The following is a 21,694-nucleotide window of genomic DNA, read 5'->3' on the forward strand; positions in this document are numbered from 1 at the left end:
AGTGAGCCGGACAGAATTCGGCGGCCGTGACCGGGATGTGACGGTGTTCGTCCGGGCGGACAACGGCGAGCGGGGGACTTTGGCGGCGCGGCCAACAGTTCGTGGCGGGAACGGGGAATAGCGTTCGTGGCATGGCCGGCGTGTCACCTCCCGTCGGCGTCCCATGACGAGAAGGAGAGCGTGCGCCATGGATGCTGTGACCCAGGTCCCCGCGCCGGTCAACGAGCCGGTCCACAGCTACGCCCCCGGCAGCCCCGAGCGGGCCCGCCTGGAGGCGAAGCTGAAGGAGCTGGGCGGCCAGGGGCCGATCCAGCTCACCATGACGATCAACGGCGAGCAGCGCCTCGGCGGCGGCTCCGAGATCCACGTGGTGCAGCCGCACAACCACGCGGCCCGGCTCGGCACGCTGCGCAACGCCACCCAGGACGACGCGCGCGAGGCCATCGACACCGCGCTGGCCGCCGCCCCGGCCTGGCAGGCGCTCTCCTTCGACTCCCGCGCCGCGATCTTCCTGCGGGCCGCCGACCTGCTGGCCGGCCCGTGGCGCGAGACCCTGGCCGCCGCCACCATGCTCGGCCAGTCGAAGACCGCCCAGCAGGCGGAGATCGACACCCCCTGCGAGCTGGTCGACTTCCTGCGCTTCAACGTGCACTTCGCCCGGCAGATCCTGGCCGAGCAGCCGATCTCCTCGGACGGCGTGTGGAACCGCACCGACCACCGCCCGCTGGAGGGCTTCGTCTACGCGATCACCCCGTTCAACTTCACCGCGATCGCCGGCAACCTGCCGACCGCGCCCGCGCTGATGGGCAACGTGGTGATCTGGAAGCCGTCCCCGACGCAGCAGTTCGCCGCGCACTACCTGATGCGCCTGCTGGAGGCCGCGGGCCTGCCCAAGGGCGTCATCAACATGGTCACCGGCGACGGCCTGGCCGTCTCCGAGGTCGCGCTGAAGCACCCCGCGCTGGCCGGCATCCACTTCACCGGCTCCACCGCCACCTTCCAGCACCTGTGGCGTTCGGTCGGCGAGAACATCTCCGGCTACCGCACCTACCCGCGGATCGTCGGCGAGACCGGCGGCAAGGACTTCCTGGTCGCCCACCCGTCCGCCGACAAGGCGATCCTGAAGACCGCGATGACCCGCGGCGCCTTCGAGTTCCAGGGCCAGAAGTGCTCGGCGCTGTCCCGCGCGTACGTCCCGGCCTCGATCTGGGCCGAGCTGAAGGACGAGTTCCGCGACGAGGTCGAGTGGCTCACCATGGGTGACGTCACCGACCTGGCGAACTTCATGGGCGCCGTCATCGACGAGCGCTCGTTCGCCAAGAACAAGGCCGCGATCGACCGCGCCCAGGCCGACCCGAAGGTCGAGGTCCTGGCCGGCGGTACCTACGACGACTCGGTCGGCTACTTCGTCCGCCCGACCGTGCTGGTCTGCGAGGACCCGTCCGCCGAGTACTTCAAGGACGAGTACTTCGGCCCGATCCTCGCCGTTCACGTCTACGAGGACGACACGTACGAGGAGATGCTCGCGCAGATGGAGTCGGTGTCGGCGTACGGCCTGACCGGCTCGATCATCGCCCAGGACCGCGAGGCCGTGCAGCACGCCATGCACGTGCTGCGCAACGCCGCCGGCAACTTCTACATCAACGACAAGCCGACCGGCGCCGTCGTCGGCCAGCAGCCCTTCGGCGGCGGCCGGGCCTCCGGCACCAACGACAAGGCCGGCGCCAAGCAGAACCTGATGCGCTGGACGTCCACCCGGTCCATCAAGGAGACGTTCGTCCCGCCGACGGACTACCGCTACCCGCACATGGGCTGACCGTCCGCCGCTCGCGGGGCGGCCGCCACCCCGGCCGCCCCGCACCTCTCGCCACCAGCTGAACCTTGATCCGGGAGTCCACGATGCTCCGTTCCGCCCTCCTCGCCGCCTCGCGCTCCCCGCAGGTGCGCACCATGGTCGAGAAGTTCCCGCCCACCCACGCGATAGTCGAGCGCTTCGTCGCCGGCGACCGCCTCGACCAGGGCGTGGACGCGACCGAGACGCTGGTCAACAGCGGCCGCAAGGTCACCCTCGACCACCTCGGCGAGGACACCAAGGACGCCGACCAGGCCGCCGCCACCGCCCTGGCGTACGAGCACCTGCTGACCGCCCTCAAGGAGACCGGCCTCGCCGCTGACGCCGAGGTCTCCGTCAAGCTCTCCGCGGTCGGCCAGTTCCTGCCGGTGGACGGCGAGAAGATCGCGCTGGAGAACGCCCGCCGGATCTGCCAGGCCGCCGCGGACGCCGGCACCACGGTGACCCTCGACATGGAGGACCACACCACCACCGACTCCACCCTCGGCATCGCCCGCGAACTGCGCGCCGACTTCCCGTGGCTCGGCGTCGTCCTGCAGGCCTACCTGCGGCGCACCGAGGCCGACTGCCGCGACCTCTCCCACGAGGGCTCCCGGGTGCGCATCTGCAAGGGCGCCTACAAGGAGCCCGAGTCGGTTGCCTTCCAGGGCAAGCACGAGGTCGACCTGGCGTACGTCCGCGCGCTGAAGGTCCTGATGGCCGGTCAGGGCTACCCGATGGTGGCCTCGCACGACCCCAACATGATCAAGATCGCGGGCCAGCTGGCCGAGTGGAACCGCCGCGACGTCACCTCCTTCGAGTACCAGATGCTGTTCGGCATCCGCCCCGAGGAGCAGCTGCGCCTGGCCGAGGCCGGCAACACCATGCGGGTGTACCTGCCGTATGGCCAGGAGTGGTACGGCTACTTCATGCGCCGCCTCGCGGAGCGCCCCGCGAACCTGACGTTCTTCCTGCGGGCGATGGCCACCCGCGGCTGACGGCAGCTCAACTCCCGTACGGGGCCGGTGGCTTGACGCCGCGGGCCCCGTCGGCTTGTCAGAGCATCGCGGCGGCCGGCTTGACCATGGAGCGGGCGGTCTTGGCGTCGACGTATTCGCCGAGGGCGGTCATGACCCATTCGCCGGAGAACTGGCGGACGAGTTTGCACATGGCGACGCCGGTGCGGGGTTCGGCGTGGGTGAGGTCGAAGCGGACGAGTTCCTCGCCGGTGGTGGCGTCGGTGAGGCGGCAGTAGGCGTTCTTGATGTCGGTGAACTTCTGGCCGGAGAAGGAGTTGACGACGAAGACCAGGCCGCAGACCTCGGGAGGCAGGCCGCCGAGGTGGACGGTGATGGATTCGTCGTCACCGCCGCCCTTGCCGGTGAGGTTGTCGCCGGAGTGGGCGATCGCGCCGTTGAAGACCGAGAGCTTCATGAACCAGGCGGTGTCGACCTTTTCGCGCTGGGCGTCGTAGGCGATCACCGAGGCGTCCAGGTCGATGCCGCGGCCGTGGTGGGCGGGCTCCCAGCCGAGGCCCATCCGCACCGAGGCGAGGAACGGCTTGCCGCCCTTCTCCAGGGAGACCGAGCCGCCCTTGACCAGGTTGACCCTGCCCTTGTCGAGGGTGATCTTGCCGACGGCCGGCGAGCCGGAGGGCATCGGGGGCGAGGGCATCGGGGGCGCGGCCGGGGGTGCGTCCTCGACCGTGACGCCGAAGTCGGTGGCGATGCCGGCCAGGCCGTTGGCGTAGCCCTGGCCGACGGCGCGGATCTTCCACTCGGCGCCGCGCCGGTACACCTCGACCACCACCAGGGCGGTCTCGCCGCCGAGCCGGGGCGGGGTGAAGGTGAACAGCTCCCGGCCGCTGTCGGCGTCCCGGACGGTCGCGGTGGGCTCGGTGCCGGCGAAGGTGGCCTGCCGGTCGTCGAGGGAGGCGGTGACCACGATCCGGGTGACGTCGGCGGGCACGGCCGAGGTGTCCACGGTGATCGCGTCGGGGGTGCTGCCGGCGGCCGGCCGGTGCGTCACACCGGGGCCGGCGGGGGCGTTGAAGAAGACGAAGTCGGCATCCGAACGAACCTTGCCGGACTCGGTCAGCAGCAGCCCGGACACGTCCAGCTGCTTGCGTGCGGTGACCTCCACCACGACCCGGCCCGCGCCGAGCGGCGCGTTGCCGCCCCGCACCAGATCAGTCGTCACTTGCTCCTCCTCGACTCGCCGCCGCGACCCACCCTAGCCAACTCCTCGGACCGGCCCGGGTACGCCGCCAGCGAATCCGGGCCGAACGCGCTTGCCGGTCCCCGGCGGGCTCGGCGAGCATGCAGTCATGCCAGCACTGCAACGAGCCGAAGCAACTGTCCGTGCCCGCCTGTTGGCGGTCCACGGCTACACCGTCGACCTCGACCTGACCCGCGGACCGGACCGGTTCGGCAGCACCACCGTGATCCGGTTCGGCTGCGCCGAGCCCGGCAGCGACAGCTTCCTCGACCTGGAACCGGCCGCCCTGCACCGGGCCGTCCTGAACGGGCAGCCGCTGGACGTGGCCGCCCTGGACGGCAACCGGCTCGCGCTGCCCGGCCTGCGCGCCGAGAACGAGCTGCTGATCGAGGCCGAGATGCGCTACTCGCGCACCGGCGAGGGCCTGCACCGCTACACCGACCCCGCCGACGACGCGGTCTACCTGTACGCCACCTGCGGCCCCGACCTGGCCGCCAAGGTGTTCGCCTGCTTCGACCAGCCCGACCTGAAGGCCTCGATCACCCTCACCGCCACCGCCCCCGAGGAGTGGACCCTGGTCGCCAACGGGGCGCCGGTCAAGTCCGACGGCGGGCACTGGGAGTTCGCCGCCACCAAGCCGATCTCCACCTACCTGTTCACCGTGGTGGCCGGCCCGCTGCACTCGGTCTACGGCGAGCACGACGGCATCCCGCTCGGCCTGCACGCCCGCCGCTCGCTGGCCGCCGAACTCGACCGCGAGGCCCCCGAGTTGTTCGAGGTGACGGCCGCCTCCTTCGACCGGCTGCACGAACTCTTCGACGAGCGCTACCCGTTCGGCGAGTACCACCAGGCCTTCGTCCCCGAGTTCAACTGGGGCGCGATGGAGAACCCCGGCTGCGTGGTGTTCCGCGACGAGATGCTGTTCCGCTCCCCGGCCACCGACGTCGAGCACGAGCGCCGCGCCATGGTGATCTGCCACGAGATGGCCCACATGTGGTTCGGCGACCTGGTCACCATGCGCTGGTGGGACGACCTGTGGTTGAACGAGTCGTTCGCCGAGATGCTCGGCTACCGGATCGCCGCCGATTCCACCCGCTTCACCGGCGCCTGGACCGGCTTCTCGGTGCAGCGCAAGGGCTGGGGCTACGACGCCGACCAGCGCTCCTCCACCCACCCGGTGGCGGGCAACGGCACCCGCTCGGTCGCCGAGGCGATGGTCAACTTCGACGGCATCTCCTACGCCAAGGGCGCCTCCGTGCTGCGCCAGCTGGTCGCCTGGCTCGGCGACGAGGCGTTCTTCACCGGCCTGAACGCCTACTTCGCCGACCACCTCTACGGCAACGCCGAACTGCCCGACTTCCTGGCCGCGCTGGCCACCGCCAGCGGCCGCGACGTGCACGGCTGGGCCGAGAGCTGGCTGCGCACCAGCGGCGTCGACACGCTGCGCGCCGAGACCGAGCGCGCCGCCGACGGCACCCTGACCGCGCTCACCGTGGTCAACGAGGGCGAGCGGCCGCACCTGATCGAGGTCGGCGGCTACCGGGTCGAGGACGGCCGGGTCGTCCCCGTCGGCCGGGCCGCCGTCGAGATCGGCCCCGGCCGCCGGGTCGCCGTGCCCGCCCTGGTCGAGGCCGGAGCCCAGCTGGTCGTCCCCAACGACGGCGACCTCAGCTGGGCCAAGATCCGCCTGGACGCGCACTCCTGGCAGCTCGTCACCGAGTCGCTGTCCGCGGTCGAGGACGACGTCACCCGCGCCGTGCTCTGGGCGCACGCCCGCGACCTGGTCCGGGACGCCGAACTCGACCCGGCCGCCTACCTCGGCCTGATGGAACGCCACCTGCCCGCCGAGAGCGCCAACGCCGTCGTCGAGGCGGTGCTCACCTTCGCCCACGTCCACGTGGTCGGCCGCCAGCTGACCGGCGAGCGCCGCACCGAGGGCCTGGCCACTCTCAGCCGGACCGCCCGCGCACTGCTCACCGGCGGCGCCGGCGACGGCATCCGGCTGGCCGCGCTGCGGGTCGCCGTGGAGAGCTCCGGCGGCGAGCAGCAGCTCGCCGAACTGCGCGGCTGGCTGGCCGGCGACGGCGTGCCCGCCGGACTGGAGATCGGCCCCGAGCTGCGCTGGGCGGGCCTGGCCCGGCTGGCCGCGCTCGGCGAACTCGGCGAGGACGAGATCGCCGCCGAACTCGCCCGCGACCCCGGCACCGAGGCCGACTTCGGCGCCGCGAGGTGCCGTGCGGCCCGGCCCGGGAGTGCGGCCAAGGCCGCGGCCTGGCAGGAGCTGTTCACGCCCGACTCGATGTCCAACCGCCTGCTGGAGGCCACCGCCCGCGGCTTCTGGGACTCCGGCGACCCGGCCGAGCAGGCCGCGTACGCGCTGCGGTACTTCGAGCGGGTCGGCGAGGCCGCGCAGCGCGGCGACATTGTCGCGCGCTTGCTCGGGGGGACGCTGTTCCCGGCGGACCAGGCCACCGCGGAGGTGGTGGCTGCTGCGGAGAACGCTCTCGCGGACCCGGAGTTGACGCCGTCGTTGCGGCGCAACCTGGCCGACTGCGCGGACGATTTGCGGCGCACCCGGGCGATTCGGGTGGCGTTCGAGTAGGCCGCGGCGCGAGGCCCAGGGGCTCGGGGACAGGACGGGACGGGGGCCGGAAACGGCGGAGCGCACAGCGCCCTGTCGATCATCCGCAGACACGGCCCCGCCCTTCTCCCCCAGCCCTGGCGGGCTGGGAGGTACCCCCACGGGCCCCTGATGAGGCTTCGTCGATGGTCGGTCAGAAGGTGCCGCGGGCCGCGACCGCGCGGGTGGTGGGGAGGGCGAAGGCGGAGGCCGTCCAGGTTTCCGGGGTGGTGGGGGTGGGGGCGGCGAGGGCGCCGGTGACGGTGAAGGTGTAGACGCCGGGTGCCAGTGGCAGGTGGGACGGCGTGGTGAAGCGGTACACCAGGGTGTCGCGCTCCAGGGCGATGGTGGCGACCGCGCCCGGCAGGTCGGTGGCGGGGACGGTGCCGGGGAGCGCGGCCGGGCGGGCGAGCCGGAACTCGACTTGCAGGGCCGTCATCGTCTCGTCCAGCCGCACCTGCACGACGTGCCGGGTGCCGGCGCGGCCCAGGGCGTCCACCCGGGCCGTGCCGCTCAGGGTCTGCGCGGGGTCGGGAGAGGGCGCCGGCGACGGGGTGGCCGACGGCTCGCCGGGGTTCAGTGGCGAGTTGGTGTCGCTCGGCGACGGGGACGGCGTGCCCGGGATCGACGGCGAGGGCCGGGTCGCCGTGGCCTCGGGGACGTTCACCGGGGCCGACGGCCCGGCCGGGCCGGTGGCGGCTGCCGGGCGGGCCCCGGTGCGGGCCGGGCCCGGGACGGGCGAGGAGGCCGCGGAGCCGCGCGGGGACGGCGGCGGGGCGGTCTGCTCGCCGGTGGGCTGGTCGACGGGGGTGGCCTCGGCGGTCGGGGAGGAGGCGTCCGGGCTGGGCACCGGCGGGCCGCCGACGGTGACCCCGGGGCGGCGGCCGATCTGCTGCTGCTCGTTCAGCAGCCAGGTGGTGGCCAGGCTGATCCCGACCACCGTGGACATCGCCATCGCCGCGCCGGAGAAACGGATGGTGGGCAGCCGGAGCCGCCCGCCGAAGGGCCGGGGGCGGCCGTGCCGTCCGGTCCGCCCGGCGGCGACGGGCCGGGAGTGCTCGCGGAGCGCCACCGGGCTCCCCTTCCTGGGTCTGGTCCGCGTCCGGCGTCCGGTCCGAACGCCACGCCGCTACCCCGCGCCGCCGGGGGTGCCCGGACGAACGGCGCAGGGGGAATGAGAGTATCAGCGGCCTGACGGTCCGCCAGTTCCAGGACCGAACCGGGGTGCGAATCGGGCCTTTTGCCCGCCCGCCGGGACTGGCCGGTCACAGTACGGTGTGCAACCCCCTGCAACCGTTGCGGGCGCCGGTGCGCGGGAGCAGGCTTGGCGGATCCCCAGCCGTCCCGGAGAGACCGTCATGCCGCGCGATCCGCTGCCCGCCCCGTCCGACCAGCCGCTCGCCGCCACCCCCACGGGCGGCGAACCGACCGGAGCCGCCGTGCCCCGGGTGCTGGAGGAGACGCTGGTGCTGCGGATCGCGCTGGAGGAGGAGCAGGTCGGCGAGGTGCGTACGCGCTTCCGCTACGACGCCGCCGAGCCGTACGAGGTGCGCCTGACGTTCCACGCGGGGCGTTCCGACGAGGCGGACTGGGTGTTCTCCCGCGAGCTGCTGCGCGACGGCCTGGACTCGCTCTCCGGCCAGGGCGACGTCAAGCTGTGGCCCACCCACTGCCCGTGCCACGGCCACACCCTGCACGTGGCGCTGGAGTCCCCGTACGGCAGCGCGCTGCTGGAGGCGTCCAGGCCGCAGGTGAGGGCCTGGCTGGAGGGCACCTACCGGCTCGTCGCGGACGGCCAGGAGGGCGAACTGCTGCCCAGCGACGAGGAGTTGGCGCTGCTGATCGCCGAGGGCTGAGCGGCCCCTGGGGCGGTCGGCAGCCGAAGCACGCCGTGCGCCAGGTCTGCCCGCAGGGCCCGCACCGCCGGGGCGGCCGAGCCGGGCAGCAGGTCGTACGGGTCGTCCGGGCCGAGCACCGCCGCCCGGACGCAGGCCGCCAGCCGGTACGGCCGGGCCTCCAGCAGCGGTCCCAAGTGCCGCCGCAGGCGGGAGAGTTCGGCGCGGACGGTGACGGTGCGGGCGGCGTCGGCGAACAGTTCCTCGGCGACTTCGGCGGCGCTCAGGCCGTCCCGGTGCAGGGCCAGCAGCAGGAGCAGCTCGGTGTGCCGCGGGCTCGGGGTGTGCGACCAGCAGCCCGCGCTGCCGCTCACCCGCAGCTCCGGCCGGTCGGTGCGGCGCAGGTCGAGTTCGATCAGGCCGGAGCCGGGGTGCTCGGTGGGGTCGGCGGGCCGCGGCGCGGACGGGCGGATCAGCCAGCCGTCGGCCAGCGGCTCCACCGCGCACTCGCCGAGCGCCGGCACCCAGTGCACACCGCCGCCCTCCCAGCTCTCTGCGGGCAGTGCCAGCCGGGGCGGCGCGGGGAGGCCGACTGCGGCGGCCGTCCAGCCGGCCGGGTCGACCACCAGCGCGGGGCCGCCGAAGCGGGACAGCAGCGGTACCGCGACGGTGCGCAGGTGGTGCAGCGACTCCAGGTGGGCGGCCCGCAGTTCGGTCTCGGCGAGGCGGGCGGCGGTCAGCGTGAGCTGCCGCAGGTAGTGGTGGTCGCCGGCGGCCGGGCCGCTCAGGTCGATCACGCCGGCCGGGCGGCCGGTGCGCGGGTCGCGGATCGGCACGCCGCAGCAGATCCAGCCCCGGTGGCTGCGCAGGTAGTGCTCGGCGGAGTGCACCTGGGAGGGCCGGGCGGTGCGGGCGGCCAGGCCGATGGCGTTGGTGCCGACCTCCTCCTCGGACCAGAGCGCTCCCTGTTCGAAGCCGATCGAGTCCACCGCGCGGCGCAGCCGCTGTTCGCCGTCCATCCACAGGATCCGGGCCTTCGGGTCGGAGACCGCCAGCACCAGCGGGGTGGAGTCGCCGGGCGCGAACAGGGTGGAGCGCAGCACCGGCAGCACCGCGGCCAGGCCGGTGGCGCGGCGCAGCTCCTCCAGTTCGGCGGGCGGCAGCCGGTGGGTCTCGCGGGGGCGCTCCGGGTCCAGGCCGAGGCGGCGCAGCCTGGTCCAGGAGTCCTCGATCTCCGGGCGGACCGAGTGGTCGCCGGGGGCGATCCGCTCGCCCGCCATGATCCGCTCGTAGGCCCGGGCAGTGGCGTGAACGCGGGTCGGTGGCCTGGCGCCCCTGCTGCCGTGCTGCATGCGTACCCCCGTCTCGACGTCGGCTGTCAGCGTAGGCCGGTCGGCGTGGACACGCCGAACCGGGCGAAAGGTGTCGTGTGCGCGTCAGGACGTGCTGCGCGCCGGTCGATTCTGTTCGGCCCGGGACGTCGGCGGTGCGGGGCGGGCGGTGCCGACGGTCCGTCAGTGGTCTTGCGCGGGGCGCTCGCCCTGGGCGGTTTCGACGGCCCGGTGGAGGTCGTGGCCGGCCTCCGCGATGGTGACGGCGGTGGCGGCCAGGCAGCCGGCCAGCGCCAGCGCGGCCAGGGTGCGGGCGGCGCGGCGGTGGCGCGGGGGGCCGGGGGTGAGCAGGGCGCGGACCCGGCGGGGCACCGGGCCGCCGGCCGCGGCGGGCGCGAGCCGCGGGCGCGGGGCGGCCGGCGCGCGGGAGGCGGCCAGCGCGGCCCGGCCGATCGCCCGGGCGGTGAGCGCCCGGTCGCCGACCTCGGCGGCGGCGCACTCGTCGGCCCAGCGCTCCAGGTGGTAGCCGAGCGCGCCGCGCAGCGGCCGCAGCGCCGGGTGGCAGGCGGCGGCGTACTCGGCGGCGGCCAGCAGCAGGTGGTGGCGGCCGGCCAGGTGGGCGCGTTCGTGGGCGAGCAGCGCGGCCCGCTCGGGGGCGCTGAGCGCGGCCAGCATGCCGGTGGTGGCGACGATCCGGGGCGGACGGCCGGGCAGCGCGTAGGCGTCGGCGCGGTCGTCGTCGAGCACGGTGAGCGCGGCGGCGGCCGGGCCGGTGCGGCGCAGCCACTCGCGCGGGCCGGTGCGGCGCGGCCGGTCGGGCCGGCCGGTGCGGGCGCCGGTGGTGGTGGGGCGCAGCCACTCGGGCCGGCCGGTGGGGGTGTCGCCGGTGGCGCGGCGGGCGCGGCGCAGGTCGGCGAGCTGGTGGTGGGCGGTGCGGGCGGCGAGTGCGCCGATCACCAGCAGGGCGAGTGCGGCGGCGGCCGCGGCGGGTGCCCACTGCGTCCCGGACAGTGCGTCGGGCAGGTGGGCGGCGGGGGAGAAGTGGGCGAGCGTGGCGGCGTACGGCAGGTGCAGCAGGCCGGTGACGGTGAGCAGGCCGAGCGAGCCCAGTGCGGCGGTGCCGAGGACGGCGGCGGTGGCGGCCAGGGTGAGCGCGGCGGTGCGCGGGGAGAGCTGCTCGGTGAGCCGGCGGGCCAGCGGGGCGGCGAGCAGCGGCAGCAGCAGCGGGATCCAGACGGCCCAGGTCACGGTTGCTCCCCGAGCAGCTCGCGGAGCAGCCGTTCGTCCTCGCCGGACAGGTCGGAGACGAAGCGGGCGAGCACGGTGGAGCGGTCGCGGCCGCGGTCGAGTTCGGTGCGCATCCGGCGGGCGGCGAGGCCGTCGGCGTCCTGGACGGTCGGGGTGTAGGCGAAGGCCCGGCCCGCCTTGGTGCGGGCGACGGTGCCCTTCTCGTGCAGCCTGGCCAGGATGGTGGCGATGGTGGTGCGGGCCAGGTCGGCGTCGAGCGCGTCCTGCACCTGCTGCGGGGTGAGCGGGGTGCCGGCGGCCCAGAGGACGGCGAGCACCTGGGCTTCGAGCTCCCCCGCCGGCCGACGGGCGGTCGTGTCCGTCATGTCGCGCGAACCTCCGGCGTTCGTCTACAGTCCTGTCGATCGACGTCTACACCACTGTAGACGCCAGGGGGTGGTCCGGAATTGGACCCCCCCAAGGTAACGGGAGGTCCGCCAGCCTTGCCCCAGTCAGTGTTCCTCGGAACCGCGAGCTCGCCGCACGCCGCGTCCGTTCTGGTACATGTTGTCCCTGTGACTCCGAACGTTCATCCCCCCGCCCACCTGCTCGCCTACGACGGCAGCGGGATCGACGGCAGCCTCTACACCCGGGTCACCGGGTGGGCCGAGTCCGCGCCGCACTGGTTCGACCAGCTGACCAAGGAATGGTCCGCGTACGGCCTCGCGGTGTTCGCGCTGCTGATGGTGTGGGGCTGGTGGCGGGCCCGGGGCGCCGATTCGGTGGTGATGGCCCGGGTGCTGGCCTCGCCGCTGATCGTGGTCGGCGCGTACCTGGTCAACTCGGTCTTCAAGGGGATGGTCGAGGAGAACCGGCCCTGCCAGCAGATCCCGGGCAGCTTCACCATCGAGGCCTGCCCGCCGCCCGGCGACTGGTCGTTCCCCAGCAACCACACGGTGATCGCGTTCGCCGCCGCCACCGCGCTCTGGTACGCCGACCGCCGGCTCGGCTGGATCGGCCTGCTCGCCGCCGTGCTGATGGGTGCCTCCCGGGTCTGGGTCGGCGCGCACTACCCGCACGACGTGGCCGTGGCCGCGCTGGTCGGCGTCCTGGTGGCGCTCCCGCTGGCGGCGCTCGCCGGACGGGCGGCACCGCTGGTGGACCGCCTGCGCACCGGCCCGCTCGGCCCCGTCCTCGGCGCCGGAGCGGCCTGACCCCTCGCAGGTTGTATGGACAACTCTCGCAGGCGGTTCACCCGCCCGACGGGAGCCGGACGACCTGCGGCCACCTCGCGGCCCGAGCCTGTCCGCATGAAGGTAATCGTCGTAGGAGCAGGCGTGCTGGGCACCATGCACGCCTGGCAGGCCGTCGAGCGCGGCCACGAGGTCGTCCACATCGAGCGCGAGGCCGAGGCCCGCGGCGCGTCCGTCCGCAACTTCGGACTGGTCTGGGTCAGCGGACGCGCCGCCGGCGAGGAACTCGAGGTCGCGCTGCGCGCCCGCGAACTCTGGGAGCAGATCGGCGCCCGCGTCCCCGGCCTGTGGTTCCGCCCCAACGGCTCGCTCACCCTGGCCCGCACCGAGGCCGAACTCGCCGTCGCCGAAGCCGCCGTGAAACTGCCCGACGCCGCCGCCCGCGGCTACCGGCTGCTGGACGCCGACCAGGTCCGGGCCGTCAACCCGGCGCTGCGCGGCACCTTCCTCGGCGGCCTGCACTGCACCCGGGACGGCGCCGTCGAGTCCCGGGTCGCCCAGCCCGCGCTGCGCGCCGCGCTGGAGGCCACCGGCCGCTACACCTTCCGGCCCGGACGCGAGGTCCGCGAGGTGGTGGGCGCCGCCGCCGTCCGCGACGACCACGGACAGCTGCACCAGGGCGACCAGGTGATCCTGTGCACCGGCGCCTGGCTCGGCGGCCTGGTCCGCGAACTCGCCCCCGACCTGCCGGTGCGCCGGGTGCGCCTGCAGATGATGCAGACCGACCCGCTGGGCGAGACGCTCACCACCTCGGTCGCCGACGGCGACTCGTTCCGCTACTACCCCGCCTTCGCCGGCCCCGAGCTGGACGCGCTGCGCGCCGCCCAGCCGCAGCCGCCGGTCGCCGCCGAGCACAAGATGCAGCTGCTGATGGTCCAGCGCAAGGACGGCGGCCTCACCATCGGCGACACCCACGAGTACGACCAGCCGTTCGGCTTCGACGTGGTCGAGGACCCGTACGAGCACCTCGCCGCCGTCGGCGAGGCGCTGCTCGGCCGACCGCTGCCGAAGATCCGCCGCCGCTGGGCCGGCGTCTACGCCCAGTGCCTGGACAGCACCCGGGTGGTGCACCGCCAGCAGGTCGCCGAGGGCACCTGGCTGGTCACCGGCCCCGGCGGCCGCGGCATGACCTGCTCGCCCGCCATCGCCGAGACCACCGCCGACCTCGCCGGGCTCTGACACCTTCGATCGCAGAGGCAGAACATGACCACGCACGATGTGACCCTGGTGGTGCTCGACATGGCCGGCACCACCGTCGCCGACGACGGCCTGGTGGAGCTCGCCTTCGACGCCGCCGCCCGCTCGCAGGGTGTCGAGCCCGGCAGCCCCGAACACGCCGGCATGCTGGCGCACGTACGCGTCACCATGGGCGAGTCCAAGATCTCGGTCTTCCGTCACCTGTTCGGCGACGAGGACCGCGCCCGGGCCGCCAACCTGGCCTTCGAGGCCGGCTACGAGAACCTGGTCGACCAGGGCCGCTGCGAGGCGCTGCCCGGCGCCGCCGAGGCGATCGCCGAACTGCGCGGCCATGGCCGGAAGGTGGTCCTCACCACCGGTTTCTCCCGCACCACCCAGGACCGCATCCTGGCCGCCCTCGGCTGGCAGTCCCTCGCCGACCTGACGCTGTGCCCCGCCGACGCGGGCCGTGGCCGTCCCTACCCCGACATGGTGCTCACCGCGCTGCTGCGCACCCGCGCCGACTCGGTCCGGCAGATCGCGGTGGCCGGCGACACCGGCTACGACATGCTCACCGGCACCCGGGCCGGCGCGGCCGTGGTGGCGGGCGTGCTCACCGGCGCCCACGACGAGGCCCGGCTGCGCGCCGACGGCGCCACCCATGTGCTCGGCTCGATCGCCGAACTGCCGGCGGTGCTGCGCGGCTGACGTCCTGCTCAGCGGCCCCGGGGCGACGTCCCGGGGCCGCCCGTGGGCTGGCCCGGTGACAGTTCGCGTGCTTATCTGACGGTATGTCGCTCTCATTGAGGTCGGTCGGCCTGCTCACGCTCGGCCTGGCGCTGGCCGCCGGCTGCGGATCCCCCGGCAACAGCCCGTCCCCCAGCCCCACGACCAGCAGCGCCGAGCCGGCCACGAGCGAGCAGCCGGCCAGCCCGTCGCCGTCGCCGTCCAGCCCGTCGCCGTCGCCGTCGCCGACCTCGGCGCCTTCGGCGGGCGCCGCCGACCTCGCCGGGCAGCGGATCGTCTACTCCTACCCCGGCACCACCCCGCCCGCCGCACTGCTGCAACGCATCCGCGAAGGCCGGGTCGCCGGAGTGATCTTCTTCGCCGAGAACGTCGGCACCGACCCGGCCGTCCTGCGCACCGCCGTCAGCCAGCTTCGGCAGGCCGAACAGCAGGCCCCGCACCCCCGGCCGCTGCTGCTGATGACCGACCAGGAAGGCGGCCTGGTCCGGCGACTGCCCGGCGGCCCCGCGCAGTCCGCGAAGGACGTCGGCCGGGCCGCCGACCCGACCGCCGCCGCCACCGCCACCGGAGGCCAGGCCGCCGCGACGCTCGCCGGCTTCGGACTCAACCTCAACCTGGCGCCCGTGCTCGACGTCTTCCGCACCCCCGGCGACTTCGCCGACAGCGCCCAGCGCTCGTACAGCAGCGACCCGGTGGTCGTCGGCAAGCTCGGCTCCGCGTTCATCAAGGCCCAGCAGGGCGCGGGCGTCGCCGCCACCGCCAAGCACTTCCCGGGCCTCGGCAGCGCCCCCGCCGGGGCGAACACCGACGAGGAGCCCGTCACCCTCACGGTTCCGCTGAACCAGCTGCGCACCGTCGACGAACGCCCCTACCAGGACGCGGTCGCCGCAGACGTCAAACTGGTGATGCTCTCCTGGGCGGTCTATCCCGCCCTCGACCCCGGCACCCCCGCCGGGATGTCGGGCCCGATCGTCCGCGACGAGCTGCGGGGGCGGCTGAACTACCAGGGCGTCACCATCACCGACGCGCTGGAGGCCAAGGCGCTCGACCCCGTCGGCAGCACCGGCAAGCGTGCGCTGGCCGTGGCCTCGGCCGGCGTCGATCTGATCCTGTGCTCCGCGCGCGACGTCGCCCAGGGCGACCAGGCGGCCGCGGCGCTGGCGGGCGCGCTGGACGCCGGGGACCTCGACCGCGACGGGTTCACCGCCTCCGCGAACCGGGTGGACACGCTGCGCGATTCGCTCAAGTAGCGGACAGGGTGGGCGAGTTCAGGCCCAGTGGTCGGTCCGCGTGGCGGGTGGGGCGTCAACCGGGCCGCCGGGCACGGGTGTTGCCGGTCCGGCCGGGCGGGTTCCTTCGGCCGCCGCGGGGTGCTCAGCGGAACACCAGGACGATCAGGGCTGCGCCGCAGGCGACGAACAGCGCCAGGCGGAACGCGGCGACACGCATCGGCATCTCGGGTCGGTGCGGGGCGAACTGCGGCTGGGGCGGCCGCCGTTGGAGCTGGGGCGGCATCGGGCGCGGCGGGCGGGGCGGGCCCGTTGTCGCCGCGTCGTCCGGGTGGTCGGGCCAGGTCGGCGGGGTGCCGGTGGCCTGGCGGTGCAGGGCGGCGAGACGGCGGCGGGCGAGCGGGGTCGGCGGCGGGTTGTGTGCCGGGTCGGGCCAGCGCAGGACGGACAGCCGCCGGGCCGGGGTGCGGAACCGGCGCTCGAAGGCGAGGAGTTCGTCCGTGGTGAGCGACTCGTCCAGGTAGTTCCAGCGGCCCGCCTCGGCCGGCTCGCCGTGCAGGCGGTACACGGCGGCCAGGCGGTGGCGCGCCGTCAGGTCGGTCGGGTGGTTCGACACCAGGCTGCGCAGCCGCCGCCGGGCCATCGGGACGCGGCCCGCCGCGAGGTCGGCGTCGGCGCGGGCGAGGGCGGCGGGCAGGGGCATGACGGGATGCTGGCCGAGCCGTGGTGCGGAGGTCAATCGGGTTCGGGCAGGTCAGTGCGTGGAGCGCAGGTTGAGCAGGATCACGCCGGCGATCACCAGGGCGATGCCGCACCACTGGAGACGGCCCAGGGACTCGCCGAAGAAGGTGGCGCCTATGGCCGCCACGGCGGCCGTGCCCGCGCCGGACCAGACGGCGTAGGCGACGGAGACCGGGATGTGCCTGAGGGCGCGGCCCAGCAGGAGGAACGACAGCACGTAGCCGACGGCCACGGCCAGGCTGGGCCACAGGCGGGAGAAGCCGTCGGTGAGTTTGAGCAGGCTGGTCGCGCAGACCTCGCCGGCTATCGCGAGGGCGAGCAGCAGGTACGGCATCAGGACGCCGGGGCGGCGCTGAGGGAAGCGAGGAAGCCGAGGTCCGCGTGGACCAGGCTGTCCAGCACCGTGATGCCGTCGGCGGCCGGGATCGGGACGGTGGACGGCACCGCGAGGACGGCGCAGCCGGCGGCGTGCGCGGAGGCGACACCGGTCGGGGTGTCCTCGACGGCGACGCAGGCGGCCGGGGCGAGACCGAGACGGTCGGCGGCGGCCAGGTACGGGTCCGGGGCGGGCTTGGTGCGGGGGGTGTCCTCGGCGGCGAGCGTGGTGGCGAACCAGTGCGGGCCGAGAGCGCCCAGGACGAGATCGACGACGCGGCGCGGGGAGGCGGAGACCAGGGCGGCGGGGATCCGCGCGTCGCGGAGCGCGGCGAGCAGGGCGAGGGCGCCCGGGCGGGGGACGATCTCGGCCTCGACCTTGGCGGCGAAGGCGTGGTTCAGGTGCTCGACGAGTTCGGACTCGGGGCGGGAGGTGCGGCTCGCCCGGTGCAGGTGGGCGGCGGTGTGCTCGACGGCCTGGCCGAGGACGTCCGGGAGGTCGGCGTCGGTGAGGGTGAGGCCGAGCTCGGCGGCGAGTTCCGCTGCGGCCTGCCACCAGAGGTGCTCGGTGTCGACCAGGGTGCCGTCCATGTCGAACAGGACGGCGGCGGGGTGGGATGCAGGCATGGCGGTACCTTACGTGGGCATGTCGGGCGCCGACGAGAGGGCTGCGTGGCGCGGGGCGCGAGTGGCTGTGGGCGGGGAGGGCGACGCGGGGTGCAAGTGGCAGTGGGCGGGCGGCTTGGGGCTCGTTGCCTTCCGCTCCGCGCAGTTCTCCCCCAGCCCTGGCGGGCCGGGAGGTGCCCCCACGCGCCCCTGGCGGGGCGCGGAAGTTCAGAGCGGGCGAGATTGAGCGGCGGGTCGACGGGTCGGCGATCCTGCGCGAAGCGGACGGGTGCGACCTGGCAGCCGCGTGCCAGCAGCCTCTTCCTCCGTGCCCCGACCGGCCGTCAGGACGCGCGGTCTACGAGGACGGGGCGGGTGGGGAGGGTGAGGGTGGCGTGGGTGCCGAGGGGGAGGGTGGTGGCGGTTTCGGTGGGGAGGTCGGACTTGATTTCGGTGCCGTCGGGGAGGCGGACGGTGAGGCGGGTGACGGCGCCGAGGAAGGAGGCGGCGATCACCTGGGCGGGGCCGTCCGTCGCGGGGGTGAGGCCGACGTTCTCGGGGCGGACCAGGACGTGCAGCTCGCCGGCGGCGGGGAGGGTGCCGTCCACGGGGTGGCGGCGGCCGAGGACCTCGACCTGGCCGTCGGCCGTGCGCACGCACGGGATGCGGCTCATGGTGCCGACGAACTCCGCGACGAACGCGGTGGCCGGCCGGGAGTACAGCTCGGAGGGCGTGGCGCACTGTTCGAGCCGGCCGGCGCGCAGGACGGCGACGCGGTCGGCCATCGAGAGGGCCTCCTCCTGGTCGTGGGTGACGAACAGGGTGGTGATGCCGAGTTCCTGCTGGAGGCGGCGGATCTCCTCGCGCAGGGCGAGGCGGACCTTGGCGTCGAGGGCGGAGAGCGGCTCGTCGAGGAGGAGGACGCGCGGCTGGAGGGCGAGTGCGCGGGCGAGGGCGATGCGCTGCTGCTGACCGCCGGACATCTGGTGCGGGTAGTGGTCCGCGCGCTGCGGGAGGCCGACCAGTTCGAGCAACTCGTGGGCGCGCCTGCGGCGTTCGGCCTTGGCGGCGCCGCGCATGCGCAGGCCGAAGGCGACGTTGTCGGCGGCGGTGAGGTGCGGGAAGAGGCTGTAGGACTGGAACACCATGCCGGCGTCGCGCTTGTGGGCGGGGATCCGGGTGATGTCCTCGCCGTCGACCAGCACCTCGCCGGAGTCGTGGGTCTCGAACCCGGCGAGGATGCGCAGCGCGGTGGTCTTGCCGCAGCCGGACGGGCCGAGCAGGGCGAGGAGTTCGCCCGGGTTGACCGTCAGGTCGAGTCCGTCGAGGGCGGTGGTGGTGCCGAACTGCCGCCGCAGCGAGCGGAATTCGACGGTGGCGCTGGTGGTGGTGCCTGCGGTGGGGGCGGCGGTGGCGGTGCTCATGGGGTGGTGGTCTCCGGGGAGGCTCAGGAGGCGGTGGCGGTCTTGTGGCGGCGCTCGCGGCCGGCGGCGGCCAGCAGGAGCAGCAGCACCCAGGTGATCAGCAGGCTGAGTACGGACACCGCGACGGACATCTGGCCCTGGCTGTTGCCGACCGAGTAGATCCACACGGCGAAGGGCTGGTAGCCGAGGATCGAGGCGGTGGTGAACTCGCCGAGGACCAGGGCCAGGGTGAGGAAGGAGGCGTTCAGCAGCGCGCCGCGCAGGTTCGGGAGGATCACCTGGACGACGGCCCGCGGCCAGCTCGCGCCGCAGTTGCGGGCGGCCTCGACCAGGGTGCGCACGTCCACGGCGCGCAGGCCGGAGTCCAGGGCGCGGTAGGCCAGCGGCAGGGCCATCAGGACGTAGGCGATCACCAGGACCAGCGGGAACTGCGGCTGCTGGATGAACACGAAGGTCTGGAAGAACGGGGTGTCCATCAGGTGGTCCGGGCCCCAGCGGAGCACGCCGATCAGGCCGGCGGTCAGCGCGACCGGCGGCACCACCAGCGGCAGGGTGCAGACCACTTCGAGCAGCGGGCGGAGCTTCGGCGAGCCGAGCCGGACCGCGATCATCGCGGGCACCAGCAGGAGCAGCAGCACCACCACGGTGACCGCGGCGAGTTCCAGGGTGAGCACCAGGCTGTCGGTGAAGCCCGGGGCGGACAGCAGGCCGGTGTAGGCGTCGAAGGAGATGCCGTTCCGGTCGTCGATGGAGAACCACACCGAGGCGGCCATCGGGATCAGGAAGTACAGGCCGGCCAGCAGCAGGACCGCCCCGCGCCAGACCCGCAGACGGGAGATCAGCTGAGCCATCGTGCACTCCGGCGCTGGAGGGGCAGGTAGACGGCCATCACCAGGACGGCGACGATGATCATGTCCAGGCTGAGTGCCAGCGCCAGGTTGCCCTGGCCGACCAGCACGTTGCCGGACAGCGCGTCCGCGATCTGACGGCTGATCAGCGGCACGGTGGCGCCGACCATCGCGGCGGCGGTGGCGTACGCGGCGAACGCAGAGCCGAACAGCAGCACGAAGCCGCCGAGCAGCGACGGGAACAGGATCGGCAGGGCGACGTGCCGCCAGTACTGGAGGCTGGTGGCCCGGTTGTTCTGGGCGGCCTCGCGCCACTGGACCCGCAGGCCCTCCAGCGCGGGGGTGATGGTGAGCACCATCAGCGGCACCAGGAAGTACAGGTAGACGACGGTCAGGCCGGTGAAGCTGTACAGCGACCAGCCGTGGTCGGTCAGGTGGAACATCTTGGTCACCTCACCGGCGTTGCCGAGGGTGGCGACGAACGCGAACGCCAGCGGCAGGCCACCGAAGTTGGCGAGTACGCCGGAGGCGGTCAGCACCGCCTCGCGCAGCATCCGGAAACGGGAGGTGAGGACCGCCTGGGCGATCGGCACGCCCAGGACGGTGCCGAGCAGCGCGGTCAGCGCGGACAGCTTCACGCTGGAGAGCAGCGCGGTCCAGTACGCGCCCTGCACCGACTCGGTGAGGTTGGCGGTGGTGAACGAGCCCGCGCCGGTCTCCGCGTCGCTGGAGACGGTGAACGCGCCGGTGACGATGGCGACGGCCGGCAGGCCGAAGCCGATCAGGAAGAACACCAGCAGCGGGACGGTGGCCAGCCAGGCCTTGCCGCGCAGCAGGCGGCGCCCGGCGGGCGACGGGGTGGAGTCCGAGGGGGTGTGGGGTGTCGTGGCGGCGTCGGCGGCCCCCGGGCCGCCGCTGAGGTCAGCGGCGGCCGGGACCGGCACCGGGGTGGGAGCCGTGGTCATGTCGGTCGATCAGCCCTGGATCGCCTTGGCCCAGTTCTCGGTCACGACCTTCTTGGCCGCGTCGATCTGCTCCGAGGTGGGGAAGGTGGTGAACGGCTTCTCGATGGCCGGCAGCTTGGCCGCGGCGGCGGTGTCCAGGGTGCCGTCCTTCTTCATGGCGTCGAACAGCGCCGGGGTGGCGTAGCCGCCCAGGAAGCCGTTCTGGCCCTCGGCCGAGTACAGGTACTCCATCCACAGGCGGGCGGCCGCCGGGTGCGGGGCGTCCTTGTTGATGGCCTGGTTGTAGAACTGGGCGTAGGAGCCGTCGGTGGGGACGGTCACCTGCCAGTCGAGGCCCTTGCCCTTGAACTCGTCGGTGTAGCCGGCGTTCAGGTACGACCAGTCGATCGAGATCGGGGTCTCGCCCTTCTCGACGGTGGCGGGGGTGGACTCGACCGCGTTGAAGTTGCCGGACTGCTTCAGCTTGGCGAAGAAGTCGATGCCGGGCTGGATGTTGTCCAGCGAACCGCCGTTGGCGAGCGCGGCCGCGTACACGCCGCCGAACGCCGAACCGGACTTGGTCGGGTTGCCGTTCAGCGCGACCTGGCCCTTGTACTCGGGCTTAAGCAGGTCGGCGAAGGTCTTCGGGCAGTTGGCGACCTTCTTGGCGTCGCAGCCGATCGAGATGTAGCCGCCGTAGTCGTTGACCCGCAGACCGGCCGGGTCCTTCATGGTGTCCGGGATCTTGTCGAAGTTCGCGACCTTGTACGGGGCGAGGAGGCCCTCCTTGGCGGCGGACAGCGCGAACGCCGAGCCCAGGTCGAGCGTGTCGGGCGCGCGGTCCTGGCCCTTGCGGGACTTGACCGCGTTGATCTCGTCCTGGCTGGAGCCGTCCGGGTTCTCGTCCTCGATCTCGATGCCGTACTTCGCCTTGAAGCCGTCCATCAGCTTGCCGTAGTTGGCCCAGTCGCGCGGGAGGGTGATGACGTGCAGCTTGCCCTCCTTCTTCGCGGCGGCCACCAGGCCGTCCATGCCGCCGAAGTCGGCCAGCGAGGTGGCGGTCTTGGCGTTGCCCGAACCGCCCTTGGCGTCACCGGACTTGGCGGCCTGGCCGGCGGAGCCGCAGGCGGAGAGGGAGAGCGCGGCAGCGGTCAGCACGGCCGCGAGGGCGGCGGCGCGGTGGCGGTGCACGGTCACGGGAGGGTCTCCTGGAGGAAGGGGAGCTGCAGAGATCACGAGAGGTGTTCGATGCGTGGCGCGGTGTCGGTCCTGGCCCAAGTTGGCCAGCCA

20 protein-coding genes are annotated in these 21,694 nt (G+C 73.9%); 8 read left to right on the forward strand and 12 right to left on the reverse strand.

Annotated elements, in window-relative coordinates:
- Nucleotides 1–187: 187 nt before the first annotated feature.
- Both pruA and ACZ6R9_RS22610 read left to right on the forward strand, forming a co-directional pair.
- Entirely contained in the window at nucleotides 188–1,816 is a 1,629-nt protein-coding gene (gene pruA, locus ACZ6R9_RS22605) for an L-glutamate gamma-semialdehyde dehydrogenase (RefSeq protein ID WP_380485417.1), read from the forward strand.
- An 83-nt stretch (nucleotides 1,817–1,899) separates the two neighbouring features.
- A complete protein-coding gene (locus tag ACZ6R9_RS22610) occupies nucleotides 1,900–2,829 on the forward strand; it encodes a proline dehydrogenase family protein (RefSeq protein WP_380485415.1) in 930 nt (309 codons plus the stop codon).
- Nucleotides 2,830–2,887: 58 nt separating this feature from the next.
- Here the strand turns inward: ACZ6R9_RS22610 and ACZ6R9_RS22615 are convergent, their stop codons facing one another.
- A complete protein-coding gene (locus ACZ6R9_RS22615; RefSeq protein ID WP_380485414.1) occupies nucleotides 2,888–4,030 on the reverse strand; it encodes a TerD family protein in 1,143 nt (380 codons plus the stop codon).
- 127 nt (nucleotides 4,031–4,157) lie between these two features.
- Here ACZ6R9_RS22615 and pepN point away from each other — a divergent pair, with 127 nt between their 5' ends.
- Nucleotides 4,158–6,650 (forward strand): aminopeptidase N, encoded by a 2,493-nt coding sequence (gene pepN, locus ACZ6R9_RS22620; protein ID WP_465539910.1) that lies wholly within the window; start codon nucleotides 4,158–4,160, stop codon nucleotides 6,648–6,650.
- Nucleotides 6,651–6,822: 172 nt separating this feature from the next.
- Here the strand turns inward: pepN and ACZ6R9_RS22625 are convergent, their stop codons facing one another.
- Complete coding sequence (locus ACZ6R9_RS22625) at nucleotides 6,823–7,740, reverse strand: hypothetical protein (protein ID WP_465539912.1); 918 nt, start codon at nucleotides 7,738–7,740, stop codon at nucleotides 6,823–6,825.
- 286 nt (nucleotides 7,741–8,026) lie between these two features.
- Here ACZ6R9_RS22625 and ACZ6R9_RS22630 point away from each other — a divergent pair, with 286 nt between their 5' ends.
- Entirely contained in the window at nucleotides 8,027–8,524 is a 498-nt protein-coding gene (locus ACZ6R9_RS22630; protein ID WP_380485408.1) for an SsgA family sporulation/cell division regulator, read from the forward strand.
- Here the strand turns inward: ACZ6R9_RS22630 and ACZ6R9_RS22635 are convergent.
- From ACZ6R9_RS22635 to ACZ6R9_RS22645, 3 genes are all read right to left on the reverse strand, one after another.
- Nucleotides 8,443–9,855 carry a sigma-54-dependent transcriptional regulator family protein gene (locus ACZ6R9_RS22635; RefSeq protein ID WP_465539914.1) on the reverse strand — a complete coding sequence of 471 codons (1,413 nt, stop codon included), beginning with the start codon at nucleotides 9,853–9,855 and terminating at the stop codon, nucleotides 8,443–8,445. The genes ACZ6R9_RS22630 and ACZ6R9_RS22635 overlap by 82 nt on opposite strands.
- A 162-nt stretch (nucleotides 9,856–10,017) precedes the next feature.
- Nucleotides 10,018–11,082, reverse strand: coding sequence for a M56 family metallopeptidase (locus ACZ6R9_RS22640; RefSeq protein WP_465539916.1), 1,065 nt, complete (start codon nucleotides 11,080–11,082; stop codon nucleotides 10,018–10,020).
- Nucleotides 11,079–11,447, reverse strand: a complete 369-nt coding sequence (locus tag ACZ6R9_RS22645; RefSeq protein ID WP_465539917.1) for a BlaI/MecI/CopY family transcriptional regulator — start codon at nucleotides 11,445–11,447, stop codon at nucleotides 11,079–11,081. The genes ACZ6R9_RS22640 and ACZ6R9_RS22645 overlap by 4 nt, the downstream gene beginning before the upstream one ends.
- 189 nt (nucleotides 11,448–11,636) lie before the next feature.
- On the opposite strand from ACZ6R9_RS22645, the gene ACZ6R9_RS22650 reads away from it, so the two are divergent.
- The 4 genes from ACZ6R9_RS22650 (at nucleotide 11,637) to ACZ6R9_RS22665 (ending at nucleotide 15,487) form a co-directional block, all read left to right on the forward strand.
- Nucleotides 11,637–12,275 carry a phosphatase PAP2 family protein gene (locus ACZ6R9_RS22650; RefSeq protein WP_380485929.1) on the forward strand — a complete coding sequence of 213 codons (639 nt, stop codon included), beginning with the start codon at nucleotides 11,637–11,639 and terminating at the stop codon, nucleotides 12,273–12,275.
- Nucleotides 12,276–12,371: 96 nt separating this feature from the next.
- The gene (locus ACZ6R9_RS22655; RefSeq protein WP_465539919.1) at nucleotides 12,372–13,493 is read left to right on the forward strand and encodes a TIGR03364 family FAD-dependent oxidoreductase; all 1,122 of its coding nucleotides are present in this window, start codon (nucleotides 12,372–12,374) and stop codon (nucleotides 13,491–13,493) included.
- A gap of 24 nt (nucleotides 13,494–13,517) precedes the next feature.
- Entirely contained in the window at nucleotides 13,518–14,198 is a 681-nt protein-coding gene (locus tag ACZ6R9_RS22660) for a phosphonatase-like hydrolase (protein ID WP_465539920.1), read from the forward strand.
- A gap of 83 nt (nucleotides 14,199–14,281) precedes the next feature.
- Entirely contained in the window at nucleotides 14,282–15,487 is a 1,206-nt protein-coding gene (locus ACZ6R9_RS22665) for a glycoside hydrolase family 3 N-terminal domain-containing protein (protein ID WP_465539921.1), read from the forward strand.
- Between the two features lie 124 nt (nucleotides 15,488–15,611).
- On the opposite strand, the gene ACZ6R9_RS22670 is transcribed toward ACZ6R9_RS22665, so the two are convergent.
- The 7 genes from ACZ6R9_RS22670 to ACZ6R9_RS22700 form a co-directional block, all read right to left on the reverse strand.
- On the reverse strand, nucleotides 15,612–16,169 hold the full coding sequence (locus tag ACZ6R9_RS22670) for a DUF6584 family protein (RefSeq protein ID WP_465539923.1): 558 nt from the start codon (nucleotides 16,167–16,169) through the stop codon (nucleotides 15,612–15,614).
- 51 nt (nucleotides 16,170–16,220) lie between these two features.
- Entirely contained in the window at nucleotides 16,221–16,541 is a 321-nt protein-coding gene (locus ACZ6R9_RS22675; RefSeq protein ID WP_380485938.1) for a DMT family transporter, read from the reverse strand.
- Nucleotides 16,541–17,209, reverse strand: a complete 669-nt coding sequence (locus ACZ6R9_RS22680) for an HAD family hydrolase (protein WP_380485940.1) — start codon at nucleotides 17,207–17,209, stop codon at nucleotides 16,541–16,543. The genes ACZ6R9_RS22675 and ACZ6R9_RS22680 overlap by 1 nt, the downstream gene beginning before the upstream one ends.
- A 323-nt stretch (nucleotides 17,210–17,532) precedes the next feature.
- Nucleotides 17,533–18,612, reverse strand: a complete 1,080-nt coding sequence (locus ACZ6R9_RS22685) for an ABC transporter ATP-binding protein (RefSeq protein ID WP_380485942.1) — start codon at nucleotides 18,610–18,612, stop codon at nucleotides 17,533–17,535.
- A 23-nt stretch (nucleotides 18,613–18,635) separates the two neighbouring features.
- Nucleotides 18,636–19,463 (reverse strand): ABC transporter permease, encoded by an 828-nt coding sequence (locus tag ACZ6R9_RS22690; RefSeq protein ID WP_380485944.1) that lies wholly within the window; start codon nucleotides 19,461–19,463, stop codon nucleotides 18,636–18,638.
- Entirely contained in the window at nucleotides 19,451–20,425 is a 975-nt protein-coding gene (locus tag ACZ6R9_RS22695) for an ABC transporter permease (RefSeq protein WP_380485945.1), read from the reverse strand. Before ACZ6R9_RS22695 ends, ACZ6R9_RS22690 begins: the two co-directional genes overlap by 13 nt.
- 9 nt (nucleotides 20,426–20,434) lie before the next feature.
- Nucleotides 20,435–21,601 carry an ABC transporter substrate-binding protein gene (locus ACZ6R9_RS22700; protein ID WP_380485947.1) on the reverse strand — a complete coding sequence of 389 codons (1,167 nt, stop codon included), beginning with the start codon at nucleotides 21,599–21,601 and terminating at the stop codon, nucleotides 20,435–20,437.
- Between the last annotated feature and the right edge of the window lie 93 nt (nucleotides 21,602–21,694).

This window comes from Kitasatospora sp. NPDC048662, assembly GCF_055587065.1.